This window comes from Streptomyces sp. NPDC036815 (assembly GCF_055609205.1).
Window position 1 is genome coordinate 74387 of sequence record NZ_JBVJPW010000029.1, and the last position, 21041, is coordinate 95427.

Consider the following 21041-nt stretch of genomic DNA (forward strand, 5'->3'; position numbering starts at 1 on the left):
CCCCGCCTCCGCCCCCGTGCGAAGGGGCCCGGGTCACCGCGGTGGCTCGGGCCCCTTCGCCGTCCCCGCGCCGTCGGGGCCGTTGCCGTTGGTCTCGTAGAGCGACGTGGGGCGCTCGGCGCGCTCCAGGAGACCCGTGCGCGCGGCGAGCGCGGCGGCCTCCAGGCGCGAGCCGACGCCCAGCTTCATCAGGACCCGCTGCACGTGCGTGCGCGCGGTGCTGGGAGCTATTCCCATGCCGGCGGCGATCAGCCGGGTGTCCTCGCCGTCCGCGACCCGCACCAGGACCTCGACCTCGCGGGGCGTCAGCATCTGCAGGAGGCGCTGCCCCTCGTCGTCGGGCTGCGCGGCCGGATTGAGCAGTTCGCTGAAGGCGCCCTGCAGCAGCTGCGGCGCGACGGCCGCCTCTCCCGCGCGCGCCTTCATGATGGCGCGCTCCACTCCCTCGATGCGCTCGTCGTGGCGCACGTAGCCGGAGGCGCCGGAGGCGAAGGCCGCGGCGATGCCGCGCGGGCTCGGCACCGGCCCGAGCACCACCACCGCCACCTGCGGGCGGTCCCGCTTGATCTTCACGACCGGGTCGAACATGCCCGGTTCGGCGGGCGTCGCCGTGCCCAGGAGGCAGACCTCCGGGGCCCTGCTGATGACCAGTTCCGCCGCTCCCGCGGCGGGCGCGGCGGCGGCGAGCACCCGGTGCCCGCGCAGTTTCAGTGCCGAGGCGAGGGCCTCGGCGAGCAGTCGATGATCGTCGACCACCATGAGCCGCACACCCATAGCAACCCCCCAATTCCCCGACTGATCCCCAGATCCACCGGTCGCCCCGCTCTCCCGCTCCCCATGGACCGCGGGCCCCCCGGCCCGCCATCCCCCGGAAGCTACACGCTTGTTCGACGTTACGCGCCCCCTACCGGCCAGAAGCGGCCCGGAATGCCTAAATCCCTGCCGTTGGGGGGCGTTGGGAAGTGCTGGGTGGTACGCGCACGGCGGCGGCCGCCCCCGGTGGTGCGTGGGGGGGGCGGCCGCCGCCGTGCGTGAATCCGTGGCCTGCGGGTGCTCGCCGGCTACTTCGCGATGAAGCCGAGTGCCACGTACTCCTTCTCGTCCTTCGAGTAGGGCCTGCTCAGGAGCTTCTTGCCGAGGAACAGGTGACCGTCGCCGTAGAGGAGTTCGTTGGACTTCGGGACCAGGCCGCTGATCGCCCCGGTGACCGACTCGGTGCCCGGGGTCTCCAGGAGCTTGGTCTCCTTCATCGTGCTGCCGTCGAGCGAGACGATCTGGGCGCCCTGCTTGTAGCTGTGCGCCTTGTACGCGATGACGTTGCCGCCGTCCATGCGGACCGGGAAGATCTCGCCGTTGTCGCCCGCGACGGCGCGGTCACTGGTCGGCTTTCCGGTGGCCAGCGAGAAGGAGACGATCTCGTTGGTCCGGTTGTAGCTCTCGCCGCTGCCGTCGTGCTGCTTGGTCGGGACGTACAGCCGGTCGTTGCCGACGGCGATCGCCGTGCAGTCGTGGACCATGTTGACGCCGCAGTCGTGCGCGTACTTCCCGTCCTCCAGCGAGATCTTCGCGCGCAGCTTGCCGTTGCTGCCGAGCGAGAAGACGTCGGTGGCGCCGGTGGCGGTGATCTCGGTGGTGTCCTGGCCGAAGACGACCGGATTCGTCGAGATGATCTTGGCGTTGTCGACGCCGGGGGCGATCGGGTACGTCCACTTCTCGTCGCCGGTCTTCGGGTCGAGGAGCTGCACCTTCAGCGTCTGGTCACCGTACGTACCGCACTTGCGGACCGCGACCAGCTGGTCGCCGCCCGCGTAGCCGACGTCCTCGCACTTGCCGACCTTCGGCTTCCACAGCTGGTTGCCCTTGACGTCCCAGGCGGCGCCGCCGCTGGAGGTGCCCGCTCCGGCGGCGATCGTGGTGCCGGAGATGGTGACTTCCTTGAACGTCGCCTTCACGCCGTTGGTGTCGACGCTCTTGGTCCAGAGCTTGTCACCGGACTTGAGGTCGATCGCGGAGACGTTGGAGCACTGCTCGTAGTCGCCCTTCTTGTTCCGCTTGGCCTCTTCGCTGACGACCGCGACGATCCCGTCGTCGGTGACCTCGGGCGACATCGCGCAGGCCATGCCGGAGAGCGGGACGGTCCACTTCTTCTTGCCGGTGTCCGGGTCGTAGCCGTTCAGCTCGTTGACGCCGGACTTGGCGTAGACGTCATCGGTCAGGACCGAGCCGGTGGCGTTCCAGATCTGGTCCTTGGGGATCTCCGGCTGGGGCAGCTGCATGAGGACCTTGGCGGAGGGGTCGGCCGGGGCCTTCTCCTTGGCCTTGCCCTGGCCGGGCAGGCTGTCGCCGCCCTTGCCCTCGCCGCCCTTGCCGTCCTTGCCCTTCTCGCCGGAGCTCTGCGCGGTGTTCTTGGAGTCGTCGTCCTTGGTCGAGGCGTAGTAGACACCGCCGCCGACGATCAGCGCGATCGCCACGACCGCCGCGCCGATGATCATCATCTGGCTGCTGATCTTCTTGCCGCCGCCGGAGCCGCCGTCGGGGCCGCTCCCGGGCTGCGGCTGCATCGGCATGGTGGGCGGCTGCTGGTACCCCTGCTGATAGCCCTGCGGGTACTGCTGCTGGTAGCCCTGCTGGTACTGCGGCGGGGCGGGCTGCGCGGGCTGGGTCGGGTACCCGTAGCTCTGCGGGGCCTGGGGTGCCTGCGGGGCCGGGGGCGCCTGCGGGTAGCCGTAGTTCGGCTGGCCCGCCGGGGGCGCCGGAGGAACCGCGGGCGGCGGCGTCTGCGGGGGCGGCGGGGTCTGCGGGGCCGGGGCCTGCGGGTAGCCGTACGAGGGCTCGGGGGCCTTGCCGAAGCCTCCGGGCGGAGGGTCCTGCGGGGCGCCGAAGCCGCCCTGCGGGGGCTGGTTCGGCGGCTGGTTCGGTGGCTGGGGCGGCTGGGTCATGACGTCGTTATTCCTTGGGGACGAGAGCGGTCGAGACGGGAGACGGGGCGGCGCGGCACGTCACTTGCCGTAGGCGAGCATGAGCTTCGACTGGCCGGAACTGTTCAGGATGTGCGTGGTGGAGAGATAGAAGCGCCCGTCCACGTAGTCGACGTCCCTCGGCAGGAAGCCGTCCTCGATCTTCGACATGCCCTTCGGATGCCGCAGAAGGGTCTTGGGCTTGTGCGAGCCGGACGTGGCGATGGAGACGACGCGGCCGCCGGAGTCGTAGGACGGGGTGACGTACGCGATCAGCTCGCCGTTCTCGGCCTTCATCGGCAGCATCGTTTCGTCCGTCGGCGACTTGGTGCGCCAGGCCTCCTTGCCGGTGGCCAGGCTCGTCGCGACGACCTCGTTCGCGCCGCCCTTCTCGTCGGTCGGCAGGTAGAGGTAGTCGTCGTCGACCGTGGCACCCAGGCAGCTGCCCAGCGACCGGCTGACGAACGAACTGTCGCACTCCGGCGCGAAGTTGTCGTCGGAGATCACCTCGGAGCGCGTCCTGTCGCTGTTCTCCTTCAGGACCGTGATGTTCCACTTCTTCTTGTCCTCATTGCTGAGGTACACGACCGTGGGACTCACGGAGTAGACCGCGTCGATGCGCCAGCCCTTGGGGAACTTCTTGGTCCACAGGGCGCGGCCGGTCCTCGGGTCGAGCTGCTGCAGCTCTTCGTGCTCGGTGGGCGTGCGCGCCCCGCAGGACAGGGCCATGATGAGCTGCTTGCCGCCGGCGAAGCCGCTGGGGAAGCAGGTGCCCTCTTCCTTCTTGTCCGCGACGTAGAGCTTCTTGCCGTCGCTCATCCGCAGCGCCGTGCCGGACTGGTCGCGGCCGACCATCAGCACGTCACCGACGAGGACCAGTTCGCTGCGCATCGCGAAGTCGAAGAGGCCCTCCTTCTTGACCGGCTTGCCCCAGCCCTTGTCGCCCGTCTTGAGGTCGACGACCTGGAGCTGGTTGCAGTCGGCGTCGCTCTTCGCGCTCTCCATGTAGGCCACGACGATCTTGCCGTCGTCGGTGGCGTCCTGGGTCGCGGAGCAGATCTTCTGCGGGAACGTGATGGCGTTCCACGCGATCTTGCCGGTCTTCACGTTGTACGCGAGGAGCTGCTTGTACGCGGCCTTGACCACGATGTCGCCGTCGACCCACATGCCGGGGGCGTCGCCGCCGGAACCGGGGACCTTCGGCGCCTCCTTGTACCAGAGGACCTTCGCCTCCCCCGCCTGACGGCCCGCGTTGAGGTCTTCCTCGCCCTCGTGGCCGTCACCGCTGCCGTTGCCCGGGTTGACCGGGGCGGACGCGGAGGGCTTGGGGTCCTGCTTCTCCTTCGCCCCGGGCTTCTTGTCGTCGTCACCACCGCCGACGACGGCCCAGGTGACCCCGCCCGCGACGAGCAGCGCGGCCACGGCCGCGGCGACGATCACCACGAGCTTGTTGCGCTTGTTCCCGCCGCCGGGCGCGCCCGGTCCCGCGGGGAACTGCGGCTGCGTCGGCGGCTGCTGGTACCCGTACTGCGGCTGCGTCCCGTACGGGCCCGCCTGGCCGGGCTGGGCGGGCTGCCCGTAGGGGCCCGGCTGCTGGGGCTGTCCGTAGGGTGCCGGCTGGGTGGGCTGTCCGTACGGACCCGGCTGCCCGTAGGGGCCGGGCTGGGCCGGGTAGCCGTAACCGGGCTGGGCCTGCGGTGGCTGCGGTGGCTGGTTCGGTGGCTGTGGCGCTCCGCCCTGCCGTGGATCCTGCGGAGCTCCGAAGCCGCCGGGCGGCGGCTGGTTGGGCGGCTGACTCATCAGCGCTTCCCCCTTCACTGACTTTCGGCACGCCAAATGGTGCTGAGGCCAGCCTTTCTATCACCCTGACGCCCTACCACACGGGCCCGGCCCTGTCGCTGTCCCCAAGGGCAGACATAGCCGTAATCCGGCCGTTATGCGTCCTCCACGGGAGCTCTACGCATCCTCCGCGAGCTCCAGCCAGCGCATCTCCAACTCCTCGCGCTCGCCGATCAGTTCACGGAGCTCGGCGTCCAGTTTGGCCACCTTTCCGAAGTCCGTGGCGTTATCGGCGATCTGGGCGTGGAGCTTGGTCTCCCGCTCGGAGACCTTGTCCAGCTGCCGCTCGACCTTCTGGAGCTCCTTCTTGGCGGCCCGGCTGTCCTTGGCCGACCCCGCGGCGGCCGGCGCGGCCACCGCACCGGCGCCCTGCCCGGACGTGCTCGCGGCCGGGGTCGCGGCGGCGCCGCTCTCCGCCATCCGCTGCCTGCGCTCCAGGTACTCGTCGATGCCGCGCGGCAGCATCCGCATGGTGGTGTCGCCGAGCAGCGCGAACACCTTGTCCGTCGTCCGCTCGACGAAGAACCGGTCGTGGGAGATCACGACCATGGAGCCGGGCCAGCCGTCGAGGACGTCCTCCAGCTGGGTCAGCGTCTCGATGTCGAGGTCGTTGGTGGGCTCGTCGAGGAAGAGGACGTTGGGCTCGTCCATGAGCAGCCGCAGCAATTGCAGCCTGCGCCGCTCACCACCGGAGAGGTCGCCGACCGGCGTCCACTGCTTCTCCTTGTTGAACCCGAACGTCTCGCAGAGCTGGCCCGCGGTCATCTCCCTGCCCTTGCCCAGGTCGACCCGCTCGCGCACCTGCTGGACGGCCTCCAGGACCCGCAGCGTCGGCTTCAGTTCGGCGACCTCCTGCGAGAGGTAGGCCAGCTTGACCGTCTTGCCGACGACGACCTTGCCCGCCGCGGGCTGCACCTCGCCCTGGCTGCGCGCGGCATCGGCCATGGCGCGCAGGAGCGAGGTCTTGCCCGCGCCGTTCACCCCGACCAGACCGATGCGGTCGCCGGGGCCGAGGTGCCAGGTCAGGTGCTTCAGGAGCAGCTTGGGCCCGGCCTGTACGGTCACGTCCTCCAGGTCGAACACGGTCCTGCCGAGCCGTGTCGTCGCGAACTTCATCAGCTCGCTGGTGTCGCGCGGCGGCGGCACGTCCGCGATCAGCTCGTTGGCTGCCTCGATGCGGAACTTCGGCTTGCTGGTGCGGGCCGGGGCGCCGCGCCGCAGCCAGGCGAGCTCCTTGCGCATCAGGTTCTTGCGCTTGGTCTCCTCGGTGGCCGCGATGCGCTCGCGTTCGGCGCGGGCGAAGACGTAGTCGGAGTAGCCGCCCTCGTACTCGAAGACCGAGCCGCTCTGGACGTCCCACATGCGCGTGCAGACCTGGTCCAGGAACCACCGGTCGTGCGTCACGCAGACGAGCGCCGAGCGCCGGGCGCGCAGGTGCCCGGCGAGCCAGGCGATGCCCTCGACGTCGAGGTGGTTGGTCGGCTCGTCGAGCACGATCAGGTCGGGCTCGCCGATGAGGAGCTTCGCCAGCGCGATGCGGCGCCGCTCGCCGCCGGAGAGCGGACCGATGACGGTGTCGAGGCCCTGCGGGAAGCCGGGCATGTCCAGGCCGCCGAACAGGCCGGTCAGCACGTCACGGATCTTGGCGTTGCCCGCCCACTCGTGGTCGGCGAGGTCGCCGATGACCTCGTGCCGGACGGTCGCCGCCGGGTCGAGCGAGTCGTGCTGGGTGAGCACGCCGAGCTGCAGCCCGCCGTTGTGCGTGACCCGCCCGGTGTCGGCCTCCTCCAGCTTGGCGAGCATCCGGATGAGGGTGGTCTTGCCGTCGCCGTTGCGCCCCACGACGCCGATCCGGTCCCCCTCGGACACGCCGAGCGAGACGCCGTCGAGCAGGGCACGGGTGCCGTACACCTTGCTGACTGCCTCGACATTGACCAGGTTGACGGCCATTAACGCTCCAGGGAAGGGGATCGATCGATCCCCCAGCCTAGTCGCCCGCGCGGGCGGACCTTCCGGCGCTCCGGCGCTGCAGCACCGTGGCGCCCGCGGCGGGCGACTGCGCCACCCGCGCCGCGCGGCAGGTGCCGGACGCCGTCAGGGCCTCGGCGATCCGCCGCGCCGCACCGGCGTCGCCCGCGAGGAACGCCGTGGTCGGCCCCGAGCCGGAGACCAGCGCGGCGAGCGCGCCGGCCGCGGTGCCCGTCGCGAGGGTGTCGCGCAGCGAGGGGAAGAGCGAGAGGGCCGCGGGCTGCAGGTCGTTGGCGACGGTGGCGGCGAGGGCCTCGGCGTCGCCGTCGCGCAGGGCCGCGAGCAGCGCCGGGGACGCCTCGGGGGCGGGCGCGGCGGGCGTGAGCCGGTCGAACTCGCGGTAGACGGCGGGCGTGGAGAGCCCGCCGTCGGCGACGGCGAACACCCAGTGGAAGGTGCCCCCGACGTCGAGGAGCTCCAGCTTCTCGCCCCGCCCGGTACCGAGCGCGGCGCCGCCGACCAGGCCGAACGGCACGTCGCTGCCCAACTCGGCGCAGATGTCGAGCAGTTCACCCCGCGAGGCGCCGGTCCCCCACAGCGCGTCGCACGCCACGAGCGCGCCCGCGCCGTCGGCGCTGCCCCCGGCCATGCCGCCCGCGACGGGGATGTCCTTGGCGATGTGGATGTGCACGTCGGGCGCGATCCCGTACCGCGCGCCGAGCAGCTCGACGGCGCGCGCGGCCAGGTTCGTGCGGTCCAGGGGGACCTGGTCGGAGCCGGGCCCCTCGCAGGTCACCCGCAGTTCGTCGGCGGCCGTGACGGTGACCTCGTCGTAGAGCCCGACGGCGAGGAAGACGTTGGCGAGGTCGTGGAAGCCGTCGGCCCGCGCGGCGCCCACCGCCAGCCCCACGTTGACCTTCGCGGGGACCCGCACCGTCACGCTCACGCGCCCGCCTCCTTGTGCTCGGCGATGCGCGCGAACTCCTCCACGGTCAGCGCCTCGCCGCGCGCCTGCGGCGAGACCCCGGCGGCGACCAGCGCGGCCTCCGCGGCGGCGGCCGATCCCGCCCACCCGGACAGGGCGGCCCGCAGCGTCTTCCTGCGCTGCGCGAAGGCGGCGTCCACGACGGCGAAGACCTCCCGCTTGGACGCACTGGTCCTGACCGGCTCGGCGCGCCGCACCAGGGACACGAGCCCGGAGTCGACGTTGGGGGCGGGCCAGAAGACGTTGCGCCCGATGGACCCCGCGCGCTTCACCTCCGCGTACCAGTTGGCCTTCACGGACGGCACTCCGTAGACCCGCGACCCCGGCCCGGCGGCGAGCCGGTCGGCGACCTCGGCCTGCACCATCACGAGCGTGCGCTCGATGGTCGGGAAGGTGTCGAGCATGTGCAGCAGGACGGGCACGGCCACGTTGTACGGGAGGTTCGCGACCAGCGCGGTCGGCGCGGGGCCCGGCAGCTCGCTCACGAGCATGGCGTCGCGGTGCACGAGCCCGAAGGAACCGGCCTTCTCCGGGAGGCGGGCCGCCACCGTCGCGGGCAGCGCCCCGGCGAGCGCGTCGTCGATCTCGACGGCGGTGACGTGCGCCGCGGTCTCGAGGAGGGCCAGGGTCAGGGACCCGAGCCCCGGCCCGACCTCGACGACCACGTCGTCCGGGCGGACCTCCGCGGTGCGGACGATGCGCCGCACGGTGTTGGCGTCGATGACGAAGTTCTGGCCGCGCTGCTTGGTCGGGCGTACGCCGAGGGCAGCCGCCAGTTCGCGGATTTCGGCGGGGCCGAGGAGGGCGCCGTGCTCTGTGCTCACCGCACCAGGTTACGGGCCCCCTGGCTACAGGCGTCGTCCGCAGTGCGGCCAGGGGCTGGCGCCCCGCTGCACGTACAGCTTCTTCGCGCGGAACGTCTGTTCCGACGCCGACGCGTCCTGCGGCCGTCCCGAGCCGCCCAGCGCCTGCCACGTCCGCGTGTCGAACTGGTACAGGCCGCCGTACGTGCCGGACGGGTCGACCGCGCCGGGCCGGCCGCCGGACTCGCAGTGCGCGAGCGAGCCCCAGTCGAGCTGGTCCGCCCCGGCCACCGACGACGGCATCTGCTTCGTGCCGACCTTCACGATCCGCTTCCGCGGCTCGCGCACCACCTCGGTCCGCACCCGGCGCGGCTTCTGCTTCACGCCGTTGACGGTCCGCACCGTGTACGTGACGCGTCTGACGCCCGCCTGTCCCGCCTGCGCCACGACCTCCGTGCCCCGGAAGAGCGAGGGGTCCTCCTTCCTCTCCACCTCGAAGGGGATCGGTTCCTCCTGGACCTCCTTGCTCCCGGTGACCCGCATGACGGTGACGGTCTGCCCGTCGCGCGGGAAGCTCTCGGGCGCCACCGACGTGGTGTCCTGACCGCGCAGCCGCACCCCGGACTCGGCGACGGCCTCGCCCACGGTCGCCGCGTTCGTCCGGATGGTCCGCTCCCGCCCGTCCGCCATGATCGTGACGGTGCGCTCGGTGAGGACGTCGAGCGCGAGCCCGTCCCGGTCGATGCGCCGGCTGCGCGAGGCCGACAGGGACGCGCCCTCCGCCCGCACCCCGAGCTGCCGCAGCGCCCCGTCGACGGTGCGCGCCGTGGTCCACACCTTGCGGCGCTCCCCGTCGAGGGTGAGGTGGACGGGTCTGCCGTAGCGGACAGCGATCTCGTCGCCGCTGGCGAGGGCGGTGCCGGACGCGGGCGCGACGATGTCGTGCGCGCCGACGGCCACGCCCTCGTCGGCGAGGAGTTCGCCGACGTCGTCCGCGAAGGTGTGCAGGGTGCGCGGCCTGCCGTCGACGATGAGCTCGACGGCCTTGTCGTTGGCGACGAACGCGGAGGTGCCGCCCGCGAGGAAGGCGACGACGAGGGCCTGCGGCAGGAGCCGCCGCATCGCGTCGGGGCGCTCGGGCCCGCCGGGGGCGCGGCCGCTGCTCTTGCGGCGCGCGGCCCGCCCGCCGCCGTCGGACGACTGCTGCCGCGGCAGGCGCCCCTCCTCGGGGGCGGGGACGGGAGCGGAGGCGGGGGCCGCGGGGGCCGCGGGAATCGCGTCGAGGAGCGTGACGCCGGCGTCGCCCTCCCCCTCGCCGTACCGGGCCCCGTCGTACGCGGCCCCGTAGGGCACGTCATGGGGCACGCCGTAGGGCGCCTCGCTCCACGTCTCGTACGACGGCTCGTACTGCTGCGGCGGCTGCGGCGGTTGTGGTTCGTAACGCGGTTCGTACGTCTCGTACGGCGAATTGCTCACGACGACGCTCCAGAGGTCCGTACCGGGCGGACAGAACCTAGCGGAGCTCTCGTCACTCTCCAAAGCAGCGCGACTACGCTGTGTCGCTGCGTTGACCTGAGCTGTCCCCCGCGGGGGCGCGTGTCGTTATCGGTCAGTAAGCAAAGGCGCGCGCCGTGTTCGCGGAGACGGCCGTGGCCATGGCGTCCTCGTCGATACCGCGGATTTCGGCCATCGCGCGCAGCGTGACCGGAATGAGATACGGGGCGTTAGGCCGTCCGCGGTACGGGGCGGGCGTGAGGAACGGCGCGTCCGTCTCGACGAGCACCAGCTCAAGGGGGGCGACGGCCAGCGCGTCGCGCAGATCCTGGGCGTTCTTGAAGGTGACGTTGCCCGCGAAGGACATGAAGTAGCCGCGCTCGGCGCAGATTTCGGCCATCGCGGCGTCGCCGGAGTAGCAGTGGAAGACGGTGCGCTCGGGGGCGCCCTCCTCCTTCAGGACGCGCAGCACATCGGCGTGCGCCTCGCGATCGTGGATGACCAGGGCCTTGCCGTGCCGCTTGGCGATCTCGATGTGGGCACGGAAGGACCGCTCCTGGGCGGCCATGCCCTCGGGGCCGGTGCGGAAGTGGTCGAGCCCGGTCTCGCCGACGCCGCGCACGTGCGCCAGCGCGGCGAGCCGGTCGATCTCGGCGAGCGCCTCGTCGAGGGCGGTGTCGCCGCCGGGCCGGCGCGCGCCCTGCCGGGACCAGCCGTCCGGGTCGCCGTGCACGATGCGGGGCGCCTCGTTGGGGTGCAGGGCGACGGCCGCGTGCACGCCGTCGTGGGCGGCGGCGGTCTCGGCCGCCCACCGGGACCCGCGCACGTCGCACCCCACCTGCACCACCGTCGTGACGCCCACGGCGGCGGCCTTGGCGAGGCCCTCCTCCACCGTGCCCGACTGCATGTCGAGGTGGGTGTGGGAATCGGCGACCGGCACCCGCAGCGGTTCGGGCGGGGGCGGCGGGACGTCGGCGTTCTTCGAAGGCATGCCCCCGATCCTACGAAGCCCGCCGCGGGAACGGCGCTCAGTGCCCCTTGCGGTGCTGGAAGGGGTGCAGCAGGTCGGACAGGTGCCAGTGGTGGTCGCTCGCGCGCCCGGCGCCCGTGGCACCGCCGGCTGCGATGACGTCGGGGTCGGCGTCGGCCGGGAGCGGGTCCACGGGGCCCGCGGGCTTGCCCACCCGGGTGCCCTCGTGCTGTCGCCGCATCATGTCGAGCACCGAGGACACCTGTCCCGCCCGCATGATCCGCACGACGTGGCCACCGCAGTTCACGCACGTGGGCCGGGTCAGCGGCGACGGCACACGCCTGCCGTCCGCCAGATACATCACGAACTCATGACCCGTGGCGTCCACGTGGTGCTCTATCTCGTACGACTGCTCCCAGCCGTGCCCGCACCGCATACAGGCGAAGGCGTACGACTCGTGAACGACGTTTGCCGCCGTGGTGGGGTGGCCGGTGTCTGCGATCTCACTCATGCCAGCTGCTCCTCTTGCCCGAGGGACAAGCACTGCCGGAGTCCCGGGAAAGCCCGGGACCGGAAGCGTGGGGACGGGTGCGTCCCTTCAACCAGTGGACGCCTTTCCCGGAGCAAGCGCATCAGACCTGTCGAGCATTGGAGCCGTTTTGGCCTTTCCATAGGAAAGAGGCCTGGTGCGCGGCCCGCGCTTTGCCATTCACGATAGTCCTTTGCCTCCCGATGGGCTGCCCCGATCCGCATTCTTTGCCGCCACGACGGCATCGAAGACGTCACGCTTGGGAACGCCCGCGTCGGCGGCGACCGCGGCGATGGCCTCCTTGCGCCGCTCGCCCGCCTCCTCGCGGACCCGCACCCGGCGCACCAGTTCCTCGGGGCCGAGTTCACCGGCGCTCTTCTCGGGGGCGCCCTCGACGACGACGGTGATCTCTCCGCGGACGCCGTCGGCCGCCCATGCGGCGAGCTCCCGCAGCGAACCGCGCTTGACCTCCTCGTACGTCTTGGTCAGCTCGCGGCAGACCGCGGCCCTGCGCTCCCGGCCGAACGCCTCGGCCATCGCGGCGAGCGTGTCGTCGATGCGGTGCGGGGCCTCGAAGTAGACGAGGGTGCGGCGGTCCTCCGCGACCTCCTTCAGGCGCGAGAGGCGTTCGCCCGCCTTGCGCGGCAGGAAGCCCTCGAAGCAGAAGCGGTCCACCGGCAGGCCGGAGAGCGCGAGCGCGGTGAGCACGGCGGAGGGTCCCGGCACGGCCGTCACCCGCACGTCCCGCTCCACGGCGGCGGCGACAAGGCGGTAGCCGGGGTCGGAGACGGACGGCATCCCCGCGTCCGTCACGAGCAGCACGCGCGCGCCGCCCACCAGCGCCTCGACCAGCTCGGGCGTGCGCGCGGTCTCGTTGCCCTCGAAGTACGAGACGACCCGCCCGCCCACCTGGACGCCGAGCGCCTGGGTGAGCCTGCGCAGGCGCCGCGTGTCCTCGGCGGCGACGACGTCGGCCGACACCAGCTCGGCGGCGAGCCGCGGCGGCGCGTCGGCGACATCGCCGATGGGCGTGCCTGCCAACACAAGGGTTCCGGGGGAATTTGCGCTTCCTGTCACTGTTCCATCCTCGCAGGGCCCACGGACGGGACTCGCACAGTCTGGTTCCCTACGATGGCGCGGTGACCAGTACCGCGTCTTCCCCGGACACCCGCGAGGGCCAGAGCGCCGCGGAGCAGCAGCCCTCGTGGCAGCGGCGGCTGCGCCGATTCGGCCATGCGGAGCGGCCCAGAGAGGACGTCGGGGCGCGCCTGGTTCCCGCGTACGCGGAGCCGAGCCCCCGCCTGTGGATGACGCTCGGCCTGTCGAAGCCGTTCGCGGAGCGGATGGCGCGCCGGTCCGGGTGGGCCGGGCCGCTGCTGATCACGCTCGTCGCCGGAATCAGCCGCTTCCTGAACCTCGGCAATCCCAAGGCCGTGATATTCGACGAGACGTATTACGCGAAGGACGCCTGGGCCCTCATCCACCGCGGCTTCGAGGTCAACTGGCCGGACAAGGTCAACGACGACGTCCTGCGGCAGGGCGGCGACATCGCGATCCCGCACGACGCGGCGTACGTGGTGCACCCGCCGGTCGGCAAGTACGTGATCGGCGCCGGGGAGTGGCTGTTCGGCTTCGACCCGTTCGGCTGGCGGTTCATGACGGCGGTGCTCGGCACCCTGTCGGTGCTGATGCTGTGCCGGATCGGGCGGCGGCTGTTCCGCTCGACGTTCCTCGGGTGCCTGGCGGGCGCGCTGCTCGCGGTGGACGGCCTGCACTTCGTGATGAGCCGCACGGCGCTGCTCGACCAGGTCCTGATGTTCTTCGTCCTGGCCGCCTTCGGCTGCTTCCTGATCGACCGGGACAAGGCGCGGGCGCGGCTCCTGGCGGCACTGCCCACCGACGAGGACGGCAGGGTGCGGCCCGACATGCGGGTCGCGGAGACGGCGCGGCTGGGGTGGCGGCCGTGGCGGTGGGCGGCCGGGCTCTGCCTGGGCCTCGCCTTCGGCACCAAGTGGAACGGCCTGTACGTGATGGTCTTCCTCTGCCTGATGACGGTCCTCTGGGACGTGGGGGCGCGCCGGGTGGCCGGGGCGGTGCGGCCCTACCGCGCGGTCCTGAGGCGGGACGTGCTGCCGGCGTTCGTGTCGACGGTGCCGGTGGCCCTCGCCACGTACGTCGTGTCCTGGCTCGGCTGGATCCTCTCCCCCGCCGACGGCTCCGGCGGCTACTACCGCAACTGGGCGGCGACCAGCGGCAAGGGCGGCGACTGGAGCTGGCTGCCGGACTGGGTGCGCAGCCTGTGGCACTACGAGCACGCGGTGTACGAGTTCCACGTGGGCCTGTCCTCGCCGCACACCTACCAGTCGAACCCGTGGAGCTGGCTCGTCGACGGCCGGCCCGTCTCGTACTTCTACGAGTCGCCGCTGCCCGGCAAGGACGGCTGCCCCGCGGACACCACCGACAAGTGCGCCCGCGAGGTCCTCGCGCTCGGCACCCCGGTGCTGTGGTGGGTGGCGGCCGTCGCGCTGCTCTACGTGCTGTGGCGGTGGGCGTTCCGGCGCGACTGGCGGGCGGGCGCGATCCTCTGCGGTGTCGTGGCGGGCTATCTGCCCTGGTTCTTCTACCAGGAGCGGACGATCTTCTACTTCTACGCCGTCGTGTTCGTGCCGTTCCTCTGTCTCGCGGTGGCGATGCTGATCGGCGCGCTGCTCGGGCCGCCGGGTTCGAGCGAACGGCGACGCATCGCGGGCGCCGCGGGATCGGGCATCATCGTCCTTCTCATCCTCTGGAACTTCATCTATTTCTGGCCCATTTACACCGGTACCGCGATTCCCATCGATTCCTGGCGGTCACGCATGTGGCTGGATACATGGGTGTAACGCACACCATGGACACCGTCGGATAACGACCGCCCCTTTCCTCGCCCCCCTCCCCTTAGGGTTCAGGACGAACGACCCTCCCGGATATGTCCGGGAGGACTCCTGGGGAGGGGAGCGCTTGATGCGCAGCGGAGCAAAGGTCGCTCTGGTCGGCGGGGTCTTCGCCGTGCTTGTGGGGGGCGCGGGGTACGGCGCGTACAACGTGGTGAACGGCGTGAGCGGGGGCAACCGTTCGCCGGGCCCCGGCGGCGGCGTGGTGAAGACGGGCCCGCTCGCGAGCGGCGAGGTGCGGGACGCCGCACGGGAGTTCCTCGCCGCGTGGGCCTCCGGCGACACCGACTCGGCGGCCACGTACACGAACGACCGCGAGGAGGCGGTGGTCGCGCTGACCGGTTACCGCGAGGACGCCCACCTCACCGAGGTCAAGCTGACCCCGAAGCGGGCGTCCGGCACCCGGGTGCCGTTCTCGGTCTCGGCGACGGTGTCGTACAAGGGGAAGAGCAAGCCCTTCCGCTACGACTCCCAGCTCACCGTCGTCCGCGGCGAGACCACCGGCCGCCCGCTCGTCGACTGGCGGGCCGCGGTCCTCCATCCCTCCCTGGAGGAGGGGGACACCCTCGTGACCGGTGAGGCCGAGGCGCCGCCCATCCAGGCGGTCGACCGGGCGGGCGTCGTCCTGCGCGCGAAGGACCACCCCTCGCTGGGGCCCGTCCTTGAGCAGCTGCGCACCAAGTACGGCGAGAGCGCGGGCGGCGAGCCGGGCCTGGAGCTGTACGTCCGGCACGCGGACGAGAACGCGGGCACCCGCACGCTCATCACCCTCGCGAAGGGCAAGCCCGGCAAGCTGCGCACCACGCTCAGCGCGGGTGTGCAGAAGGCGGCGGAGCAGGCGGTCCTGCGCAACGCCGAGTCCTCGGTGGTCGCGCTGAAGCCGAGCACCGGCGAGGTCCTCGCCGTCGCCAACCACCGCAAGGACGCGTTCAACGCGGCGTTCTCCGGCCGGGTGGCTCCGGGCTCGACGATGAAGATCCTCACCTCGGCGATGCTCATCGACAAGGGGATCGCCAAGGCGGGCGGCGCCGCGCCCTGCCCGGCCTCCGCGACCTGGCAGAGCCAGACCTTCCACAACTTGGAAGGCATGGCGCCGAACGAGTCCGCGACGTTCTCGGAGGACTTCGCGCGCTCCTGCAACACGGCATTCGTGAAGCTCATCGACGAGGACGGCATCACGGACTCCTCGCTCACCGAGGTGGCGCGGGACAACTTCGGCCTGGGCGGCGACAACTGGAAGGTCGGCATCCCCTCCTTCGACGGCTCCGTACCCGAGTCCGCGGGCTCCGACCGCGCGGCGAACGCCATAGGCCAGGGCGAGGTCCAGATGAACCCGCTCAACATGGCCTCGGTCACGGCGACGGCGATGACGGGCTCCTTCCGGCAGCCGGTGATCGTACCGCGCTCCCTCGACGACCGCGACCTGGCCACCGCGCGGGGCCTGCGCCCCGCCACCGTCCAGCAGTTGCGCCAGATGATGAACCGCACCGCGGTCAGCGGCACCGGGGCGCGCGCCATGGCGGGCCTGGGCGGCGACGTCGGCGCGAAGACCGGCTCCGCGGAGGTCGACGGCCAGGAGAAGTCGGACAGCTGGTTCACCGGCTACCGGGGAGACGTCGCGGCGGCCGCGATGTCGCAGCAGGGCGGGCACGGCGGCGACGCGGCGGGTCCCATCGTGGCGGCGGTGCTGGGGGCAGGGTAGGGGGTCGGCCGGTGCGCCGCCCGGACGGGCGGCGAAATTGGTCAAGGGCTTCTCCGTACGCCTCTAAGGTGGCCTTCCGGTGAGGAGCCGGGGGTTCCGGGGAACTGCGGAGGGTTTGTGGGCAAGCGAAGGCGCGCCGCCGAACGCAAGAGCGTCGGCGTCAGAAACATGAAGGTCCACCCGGGCGTGCTCGGCGGGGCCGCGGCCGTGGTCGTGTGCGGGGTGGGGGCCGCCGCGTTCGCGCTCTCCGCAGGCTCCGGTTCCGACGGGGACGGCTCGACCGTCGACGAGAAGCAGGTGGCCACGGGCCCGCCGACGCCGGCCGAAGTCCGCACCACCGCACGGGCGTTCCTCACCGCGTGGGCCGAGGGCGACGCGGCGCGGGCGGCCGCCCTCACGGACGACCGCGCGGCGGCGGCCGAGGCCCTGACGTCCTACCGCAAGGACGGCCACCTCACGAAGGCCCGCCTGACGCCCGGCAAGCGGTCGGGCGCCCGCGTGCCGTTCAAGGCCGCGGCCACGGTCTCGTACGAGGGAAAGACCAAGCCCCTGTCGTACGCCTCCGAGCTCACCGTCGTCCGCAGGAAGAGCGACGGCAAGGTGCTCGTCGGCTGGCGGCCCTCCGTCCTGCATCCCGAACTGAAGCGGGGCGACCGGCTGGTCACCGGCGAGGCGGGCGACCCGCCGATCAAGGCGGTGGACCGGAACGGCGCCGAACTGACGCGGGAGAAGTACCCCTCGCTCGGCACGGTCCTCGACGGGCTGCGCGAGAAGTACGGCAAGAAGGCGGGCGGCACGGCGGGCATCGAGCTGCGCGTGGTGCGGGCGGGGTCCGACGCGGCGAAGAAGGACGCGTCGGGTTCGGCGTCGGCGTCGGCGTCGGCGAAGAAGGACGACGCCGACGCGGTGCCCGACAAGACGCTCCTGACGCTCGCCCCCGGCACGCCGGGGACGCTGAAGACGACGTTCAGCGGTTCGCTGCAGTCGGCCGCCGAGAAGGCGACCGCCAAGCGGAAGCGGGCCTCCGTCGTCGTGGTGAAGCCCAGCACCGGCGAGATCCTGGCCGCCGCCAACTCCACCCCGGGCGGCTTCAACACGGCCTTCCAGGGCTCCATCGCGCCCGGTTCCACGATGAAGGTCATCAGCTCCTCGCTGCTCCTGGAGAAGAAGCTCGCGGGCGTGGACAAGAAGCACCCGTGCCCCAAGTACGAGACGTACGGCGGCTGGAAGTTCCAGAACGACGACAAGTTCGAGATCAAGAACGGCACGTTCCGGGCGAGCTTCGCCCGGTCCTGCAACACGGCCTTCATCAGCCAGGCCAAGAAGCTCCAGGACGACTCCCTGACCAAGCAGGCGCAGGAGGTCTTCGGGCTCGGCCGCGACGACTGGTCGATCGGCGTGCCCACCTTCGACGGGGCGGTCCCGGTACAGAGCGACGCCCAGATGGCGGCCTCGCTCATCGGGCAGGGCGCGGTGCGGATGAACCCGCTGAACATGGCGTCGGTGGCGGCGACGGTGAAGTCGGGCAAGTTCAAGCAGCCCTACCTCGTCTCGCCCGACCTCGACGACCGCAAGCTGGCGACCGCGTCCCGCACGATGTCGGGCTCGACGGCTTCGGCGCTGCGGGAGCTCATGCACTACACGGCGGTCGCCGGGACGGCGGTCGAGCCGATGTCGGGCCTCGGCTCCGACATGGGCGCGAAGACCGGCTCGGCGGAGGTCGACGGCCAGAAGAAGCCCAACGGCTGGTTCACCGCGTACCGGGGCGATCTGGCCGCGGCGGCGGTCGTCCAGGAGGGCGGGCACGGCGGCGACTCGGCGGGTCCTGTGGTGCGGGCGATGCTGCTGGCCGGGGGCTGAGGCGGCGGGGCGGCGGCGGGACGGCGGCGGGGCGGCACTGTACGGGTGGGACCGCATCGGCAGTCCGCGTCGGCTGCCCACGTCCGCTGTCCGCATCGGCAGTCCACGTCGGCTGTCCGCTCCGCGGATACGTGGTCGCGTGTCCCGTACATGGACCGCTAGCGTGCCGGGCATGAGCGCTACCTCACCCGTACCGTCCGACGCCCACCCCCGTTTCGCCGAAGCCCTGCAGCACCTGGGCCTCGGCGATCTGCTTCCCCGGGTCCGCCGCTTCCCCGACCACACCCGCACCGCCGCGGAGGCGGCCGCGGCCGTCGGCTGCGAGCTCAGCGAGATCTGCAAGTCCCTGATCTTCGCGGCGGACGGCGTGCCGGTCCTGGTCCTGATGGACGGCGCGTCGCGGGTGGATCTCGACCTCGTACGCCATGAGCTCGGCGCCGGGAAGGTCACCCGCGCCAAGGCGGACGTCGTCCGCGAGACCACCGGCTACGCGATCGGCGGCGTCCCGCCCTTCGGCCACGCCACGAGGACGCGTGTCCTCGCCGACCGCTCCCTCCTCCGCCACGACGTGGTGTGGGCGGCGGCCGGCACCCCCTACGCGGTCTTCCCGATCGCCCCCGAGGCCCTGGTCGCCCACGCGGGCGCCACGCTGGTGGACGTGCGCGAGACCTCCGAGTGACCCCGCTGGTCGCGGCGGCCGTCCTGCTCGCCGCCGTCACGCACGCGAGCTGGAACGCGATCGCCCACCACATCACGGACAAGCTGGTCGGCTTCACCCTGATATCCGGCGGCGGCACGCTGATCGGCCTGCTCCTGTCCCCCTTCGTCGGCCTCCCCGCCTCCGGCGCGTGGCCCTACCTCCTGCTCTCCGCGGCCCTCCACGCCGCCTACTACGCCCTGCTCATGCGGTCGTTCAAGCTCGGCGACTTCGGCCAGGCCTACCCCATCGCGCGCGGCACCGCGCCGCTGGTGGTCACCGTCCTCGCGGCGGTCTTCGCGGGCGAGGTCCCCGACGCCTGGCAGGCGGCGGGCGTCGCCGTCTCCTGCGCGGGCCTGACCTGGCTCGCCCTCTGGGGCATCCGGGGCTCGGGCCGCCGCCCCGACTGGCCGGCGATCGGCGCGGCCCTCGCGACGGGCGTCTCCATCGCGGCGTACACGGTGGTGGACGGCCTCGGCGTCCGGGCCTCCGGTTCGTCGATGTCCTACATCGCCTGGCTGATGATCCTGGAGGGCATCGCGGTCCCGCTGTACGCGGCGTACCGCTGGCGCGGCGAACTCCTCCCCCGCCTGAGCCCGTTCGCGGCGGTGGGCCTGCTCGGCGCGGCCCTCTCGGTCGCCGCGTACGGCCTGGTCCTGTGGGCCCAGACGAGGACGGAGCTGGCCCCGATCTCCGCGCTGCGGGAGTCCTCGATCATCGTCGGAGCGGCGATCGGCGCGGTCTTCTTCAAGGAACGCTTCGGGGCGCCGCGGTTGCTGGCGGCGGGGTTGATGGTGGCGGGGATCGGGTTGATGCTGCATCCGGGGTAGCCCTCCCCGGCGGGGAGCGCGGAGGGGGCGACACGCCTCCCGCCTCGGGGCGCGGTCCCATGAACGACGATCCAGACGAAGACCCTAGGCGGAGGCGGTGCCGCCCGGCGGGGCGGGCCGGTCCAGGCGCCAGACCACGACGGTCCCGCAGGCGGAGGGAGCCGCGGGCGGTGTCCCCGGTTCGCGCCGGACCTCGGTGAAGCCCAGCCGCCGGGGTATCGCGGCGCTCGCGACGTTGGCCTCGTCGTGCGTGATCTCCAGGAACTCCACGTCCGGCAGCGCGAACATCTCGCCGGCCAGGGCCGCCGTCGCCCGGGTGGCGAGACCCCGGCCGGTGGCGGCGGGGTGCAGCCAGTACCCAAGGCGGCGGCCCCGTGGGTCGGGGCCGCGGTAGCTCTGGCACATGCCGAGGGGTGCGCTGTCACCGACGACGGCGTAGTTGTACACCTCGCCGGTCGCCCACTTCGCCTCGAACGCCGCGAGGAGCCTGCGGGTGCTCTCCGCGCCGTGCTGGGCGACCCACGTCTCCCAGGGGCGCAGGTGCTCCAGCGACTCGTCGATCAGCTTGAGCGCGGGGGCGAAGTCGCTCTGCCCCCGCCACCGGCGCAGGACGAAGTCGTCGCAGTCGATCATCTGGCGTGGCCGCTCCATGTCACCATGCTGCCGTACGAGTTGAGACGGCCGGCCGAACGGCGCCCCAGGAATACGGGCTGGCGACGCGGGCGGCCCGATGCCACCCTCGGTCCGGAAACCGCACCGCACAGGAGGTACCGAGGCATGTCCGGAACCGCATCCGCGTCCGTATCCGAAGCCGCGTCCGCGTCCGTACTCACCATCGGGCTCGATCCCGTCCTCGTGGAGGACGCGGCCTCGTCGCGGGCGGCGTTCCCCGATCTCGACGTCGACGTGGTCCGGGCCGGGGTGGCCGCCGAGCGGGCCAGGCTCCAGGAGCTGGGCTTCACCGTCGACCTCTGCCTGCTCGACTACGGCCGCACGGCCGAGGCGGTCTACCGCGCCGCGCTGTCCGCGAAGGACTACGACCTGGTGGTGATCGGCGCCGGTATCCGGCTGGACCCGGCGTTGACCCCGCTCCTCGAAGTCCTGGTCGACGTCACCCGCGAACTGGCGCCCGCCGCGAAGCTCTGTTTCAACGTGAGCCCGACGACGACCGTCGAAGCCGTCCAGCGGTGGTGGCCGGACCGCAAGCCGCTGGCCTGACAGGTCATCCGGAGGCGAGCGTCCGGAACCCCGTACACAGCAGCCGCACGCTGCGCCGGAACTTCTCGTCCTGGCCGAGCCGGGGCATCTGCTCCATGACGCTACGAAGGTCGCGAGGAGCCGCTCCCTTTCCTCTGGTCCACCCGGTGATCCAAACGAAACTGCCTAGTAGTGCTTCGTTAGGTTGTGGGCTGTCTGCGGCTGCTCCGAGGGCTGGGCAGGGGGCGTCCGCAGGTGGTGCAGGTACCGGTCCAGCACC

General features: G+C 72.1%; 17 protein-coding genes. 6 read left to right on the forward strand and 11 right to left on the reverse strand.

Annotated features, from left to right (window positions below; translation table 11 throughout):
- Positions 1-33: 33 nt before the first annotated feature.
- The 10 genes from ACZ69I_RS36135 to rsmI all read right to left on the reverse strand — a co-directional run bounded on the left by ACZ69I_RS36135 (position 34) and on the right by rsmI (position 12589).
- A complete protein-coding gene (locus ACZ69I_RS36135) occupies positions 34-774 on the reverse strand; it encodes a helix-turn-helix transcriptional regulator (RefSeq protein WP_470836734.1) in 741 nt (246 codons plus the stop codon).
- A 287-nt stretch (positions 775-1061) separates the two neighbouring features.
- Entirely contained in the window at positions 1062-2939 is a 1878-nt protein-coding gene (locus ACZ69I_RS36140; protein WP_467672297.1) for an outer membrane protein assembly factor BamB family protein, read from the reverse strand.
- Positions 2940-2999: 60 nt separating this feature from the next.
- Positions 3000-4757: an outer membrane protein assembly factor BamB family protein gene (locus tag ACZ69I_RS36145; protein ID WP_467672299.1), complete on the reverse strand. Its 1758-nt coding sequence runs from the start codon at positions 4755-4757 to the stop codon at positions 3000-3002.
- A gap of 156 nt (positions 4758-4913) precedes the next feature.
- On the reverse strand, positions 4914-6746 hold the full coding sequence (locus ACZ69I_RS36150; protein ID WP_470836735.1) for an ABC-F family ATP-binding cassette domain-containing protein: 1833 nt from the start codon (positions 6744-6746) through the stop codon (positions 4914-4916).
- A 37-nt stretch (positions 6747-6783) separates the two neighbouring features.
- Positions 6784-7710 carry a 4-(cytidine 5'-diphospho)-2-C-methyl-D-erythritol kinase gene (locus tag ACZ69I_RS36155; RefSeq protein ID WP_470836737.1) on the reverse strand — a complete coding sequence of 309 codons (927 nt, stop codon included), beginning with the start codon at positions 7708-7710 and terminating at the stop codon, positions 6784-6786.
- Entirely contained in the window at positions 7707-8573 is an 867-nt protein-coding gene (rsmA, locus tag ACZ69I_RS36160; RefSeq protein ID WP_467672306.1) for a 16S rRNA (adenine(1518)-N(6)/adenine(1519)-N(6))-dimethyltransferase RsmA, read from the reverse strand. The genes ACZ69I_RS36155 and rsmA overlap by 4 nt, the downstream gene beginning before the upstream one ends.
- A 24-nt stretch (positions 8574-8597) precedes the next feature.
- Positions 8598-10028: a ubiquitin-like domain-containing protein gene (locus ACZ69I_RS36165; RefSeq protein ID WP_470836738.1), complete on the reverse strand. Its 1431-nt coding sequence runs from the start codon at positions 10026-10028 to the stop codon at positions 8598-8600.
- A 133-nt stretch (positions 10029-10161) separates the two neighbouring features.
- The gene (locus tag ACZ69I_RS36170) at positions 10162-11037 is read right to left on the reverse strand and encodes a TatD family hydrolase (RefSeq protein WP_467672311.1); all 876 of its coding nucleotides are present in this window, start codon (positions 11035-11037) and stop codon (positions 10162-10164) included.
- A 37-nt stretch (positions 11038-11074) separates the two neighbouring features.
- Positions 11075-11527, reverse strand: coding sequence for a hypothetical protein (locus tag ACZ69I_RS36175; protein ID WP_467672313.1), 453 nt, complete (start codon positions 11525-11527; stop codon positions 11075-11077).
- Between the two features lie 198 nt (positions 11528-11725).
- On the reverse strand, positions 11726-12589 hold the full coding sequence (rsmI, locus tag ACZ69I_RS36180; protein ID WP_470836740.1) for a 16S rRNA (cytidine(1402)-2'-O)-methyltransferase: 864 nt from the start codon (positions 12587-12589) through the stop codon (positions 11726-11728).
- Between the two features lie 95 nt (positions 12590-12684).
- Here rsmI and ACZ69I_RS36185 point away from each other — a divergent pair, with 95 nt between their 5' ends.
- From ACZ69I_RS36185 to ACZ69I_RS36205, 5 genes are all read left to right on the forward strand, one after another.
- Positions 12685-14424, forward strand: a complete 1740-nt coding sequence (locus ACZ69I_RS36185; RefSeq protein WP_470836742.1) for a dolichyl-phosphate-mannose--protein mannosyltransferase — start codon at positions 12685-12687, stop codon at positions 14422-14424.
- Positions 14425-14545: 121 nt separating this feature from the next.
- A complete protein-coding gene (locus tag ACZ69I_RS36190) occupies positions 14546-16177 on the forward strand; it encodes a penicillin-binding transpeptidase domain-containing protein (protein ID WP_470836743.1) in 1632 nt (543 codons plus the stop codon).
- A gap of 117 nt (positions 16178-16294) precedes the next feature.
- Positions 16295-18037, forward strand: coding sequence for a penicillin-binding transpeptidase domain-containing protein (locus ACZ69I_RS36195; protein ID WP_470836745.1), 1743 nt, complete (start codon positions 16295-16297; stop codon positions 18035-18037).
- 172 nt (positions 18038-18209) lie between these two features.
- Entirely contained in the window at positions 18210-18716 is a 507-nt protein-coding gene (locus ACZ69I_RS36200; RefSeq protein ID WP_467672321.1) for a YbaK/EbsC family protein, read from the forward strand.
- Positions 18713-19564 (forward strand): DMT family transporter, encoded by an 852-nt coding sequence (locus ACZ69I_RS36205; RefSeq protein WP_470836746.1) that lies wholly within the window; start codon positions 18713-18715, stop codon positions 19562-19564. The genes ACZ69I_RS36200 and ACZ69I_RS36205 overlap by 4 nt, the downstream gene beginning before the upstream one ends.
- Positions 19565-19648: 84 nt before the next feature.
- On the opposite strand, the gene ACZ69I_RS36210 is transcribed toward ACZ69I_RS36205, so the two are convergent.
- The gene (locus tag ACZ69I_RS36210; protein WP_470836747.1) at positions 19649-20215 is read right to left on the reverse strand and encodes a GNAT family N-acetyltransferase; all 567 of its coding nucleotides are present in this window, start codon (positions 20213-20215) and stop codon (positions 19649-19651) included.
- A 126-nt stretch (positions 20216-20341) separates the two neighbouring features.
- Between ACZ69I_RS36210 and ACZ69I_RS36215 the strand changes: the two genes are divergently transcribed.
- Complete coding sequence (locus ACZ69I_RS36215; RefSeq protein ID WP_470836749.1) at positions 20342-20782, forward strand: hypothetical protein; 441 nt, start codon at positions 20342-20344, stop codon at positions 20780-20782.
- The last annotated feature ends 259 nt before the right edge of the window (positions 20783-21041 follow it).

What these genes read in the sequence shown, in the direction of transcription:
- ACZ69I_RS36135 (WP_470836734.1), bottom strand. Translation starts at nt 774, where the DNA reads ATGGGTGTGCGGCTCATGGTGGTCGACGATCATCGACTGCTCGCCGAG.
- ACZ69I_RS36140 (WP_467672297.1), bottom strand. Translation starts at nt 2,939, where the DNA reads ATGACCCAGCCGCCCCAGCCACCGAACCAGCCGCCGAACCAGCCCCCG.
- ACZ69I_RS36145 (WP_467672299.1), bottom strand. Translation starts at nt 4,757, where the DNA reads ATGAGTCAGCCGCCCAACCAGCCGCCGCCCGGCGGCTTCGGAGCTCCG.
- ACZ69I_RS36150 (WP_470836735.1), bottom strand. Translation starts at nt 6,746, where the DNA reads ATGGCCGTCAACCTGGTCAATGTCGAGGCAGTCAGCAAGGTGTACGGC.
- ACZ69I_RS36170 (WP_467672311.1), bottom strand. Translation starts at nt 11,037, where the DNA reads ATGCCTTCGAAGAACGCCGACGTCCCGCCGCCCCCGCCCGAACCGCTG.
- ACZ69I_RS36175 (WP_467672313.1), bottom strand. Translation starts at nt 11,527, where the DNA reads ATGAGTGAGATCGCAGACACCGGCCACCCCACCACGGCGGCAAACGTC.
- ACZ69I_RS36190 (WP_470836743.1), top strand. Translation starts at nt 14,546, where the DNA reads ATGCGCAGCGGAGCAAAGGTCGCTCTGGTCGGCGGGGTCTTCGCCGTG.
- ACZ69I_RS36200 (WP_467672321.1), top strand. Translation starts at nt 18,210, where the DNA reads ATGAGCGCTACCTCACCCGTACCGTCCGACGCCCACCCCCGTTTCGCC.
- ACZ69I_RS36210 (WP_470836747.1), bottom strand. Translation starts at nt 20,215, where the DNA reads ATGGAGCGGCCACGCCAGATGATCGACTGCGACGACTTCGTCCTGCGC.
- ACZ69I_RS36215 (WP_470836749.1), top strand. Translation starts at nt 20,342, where the DNA reads ATGTCCGGAACCGCATCCGCGTCCGTATCCGAAGCCGCGTCCGCGTCC.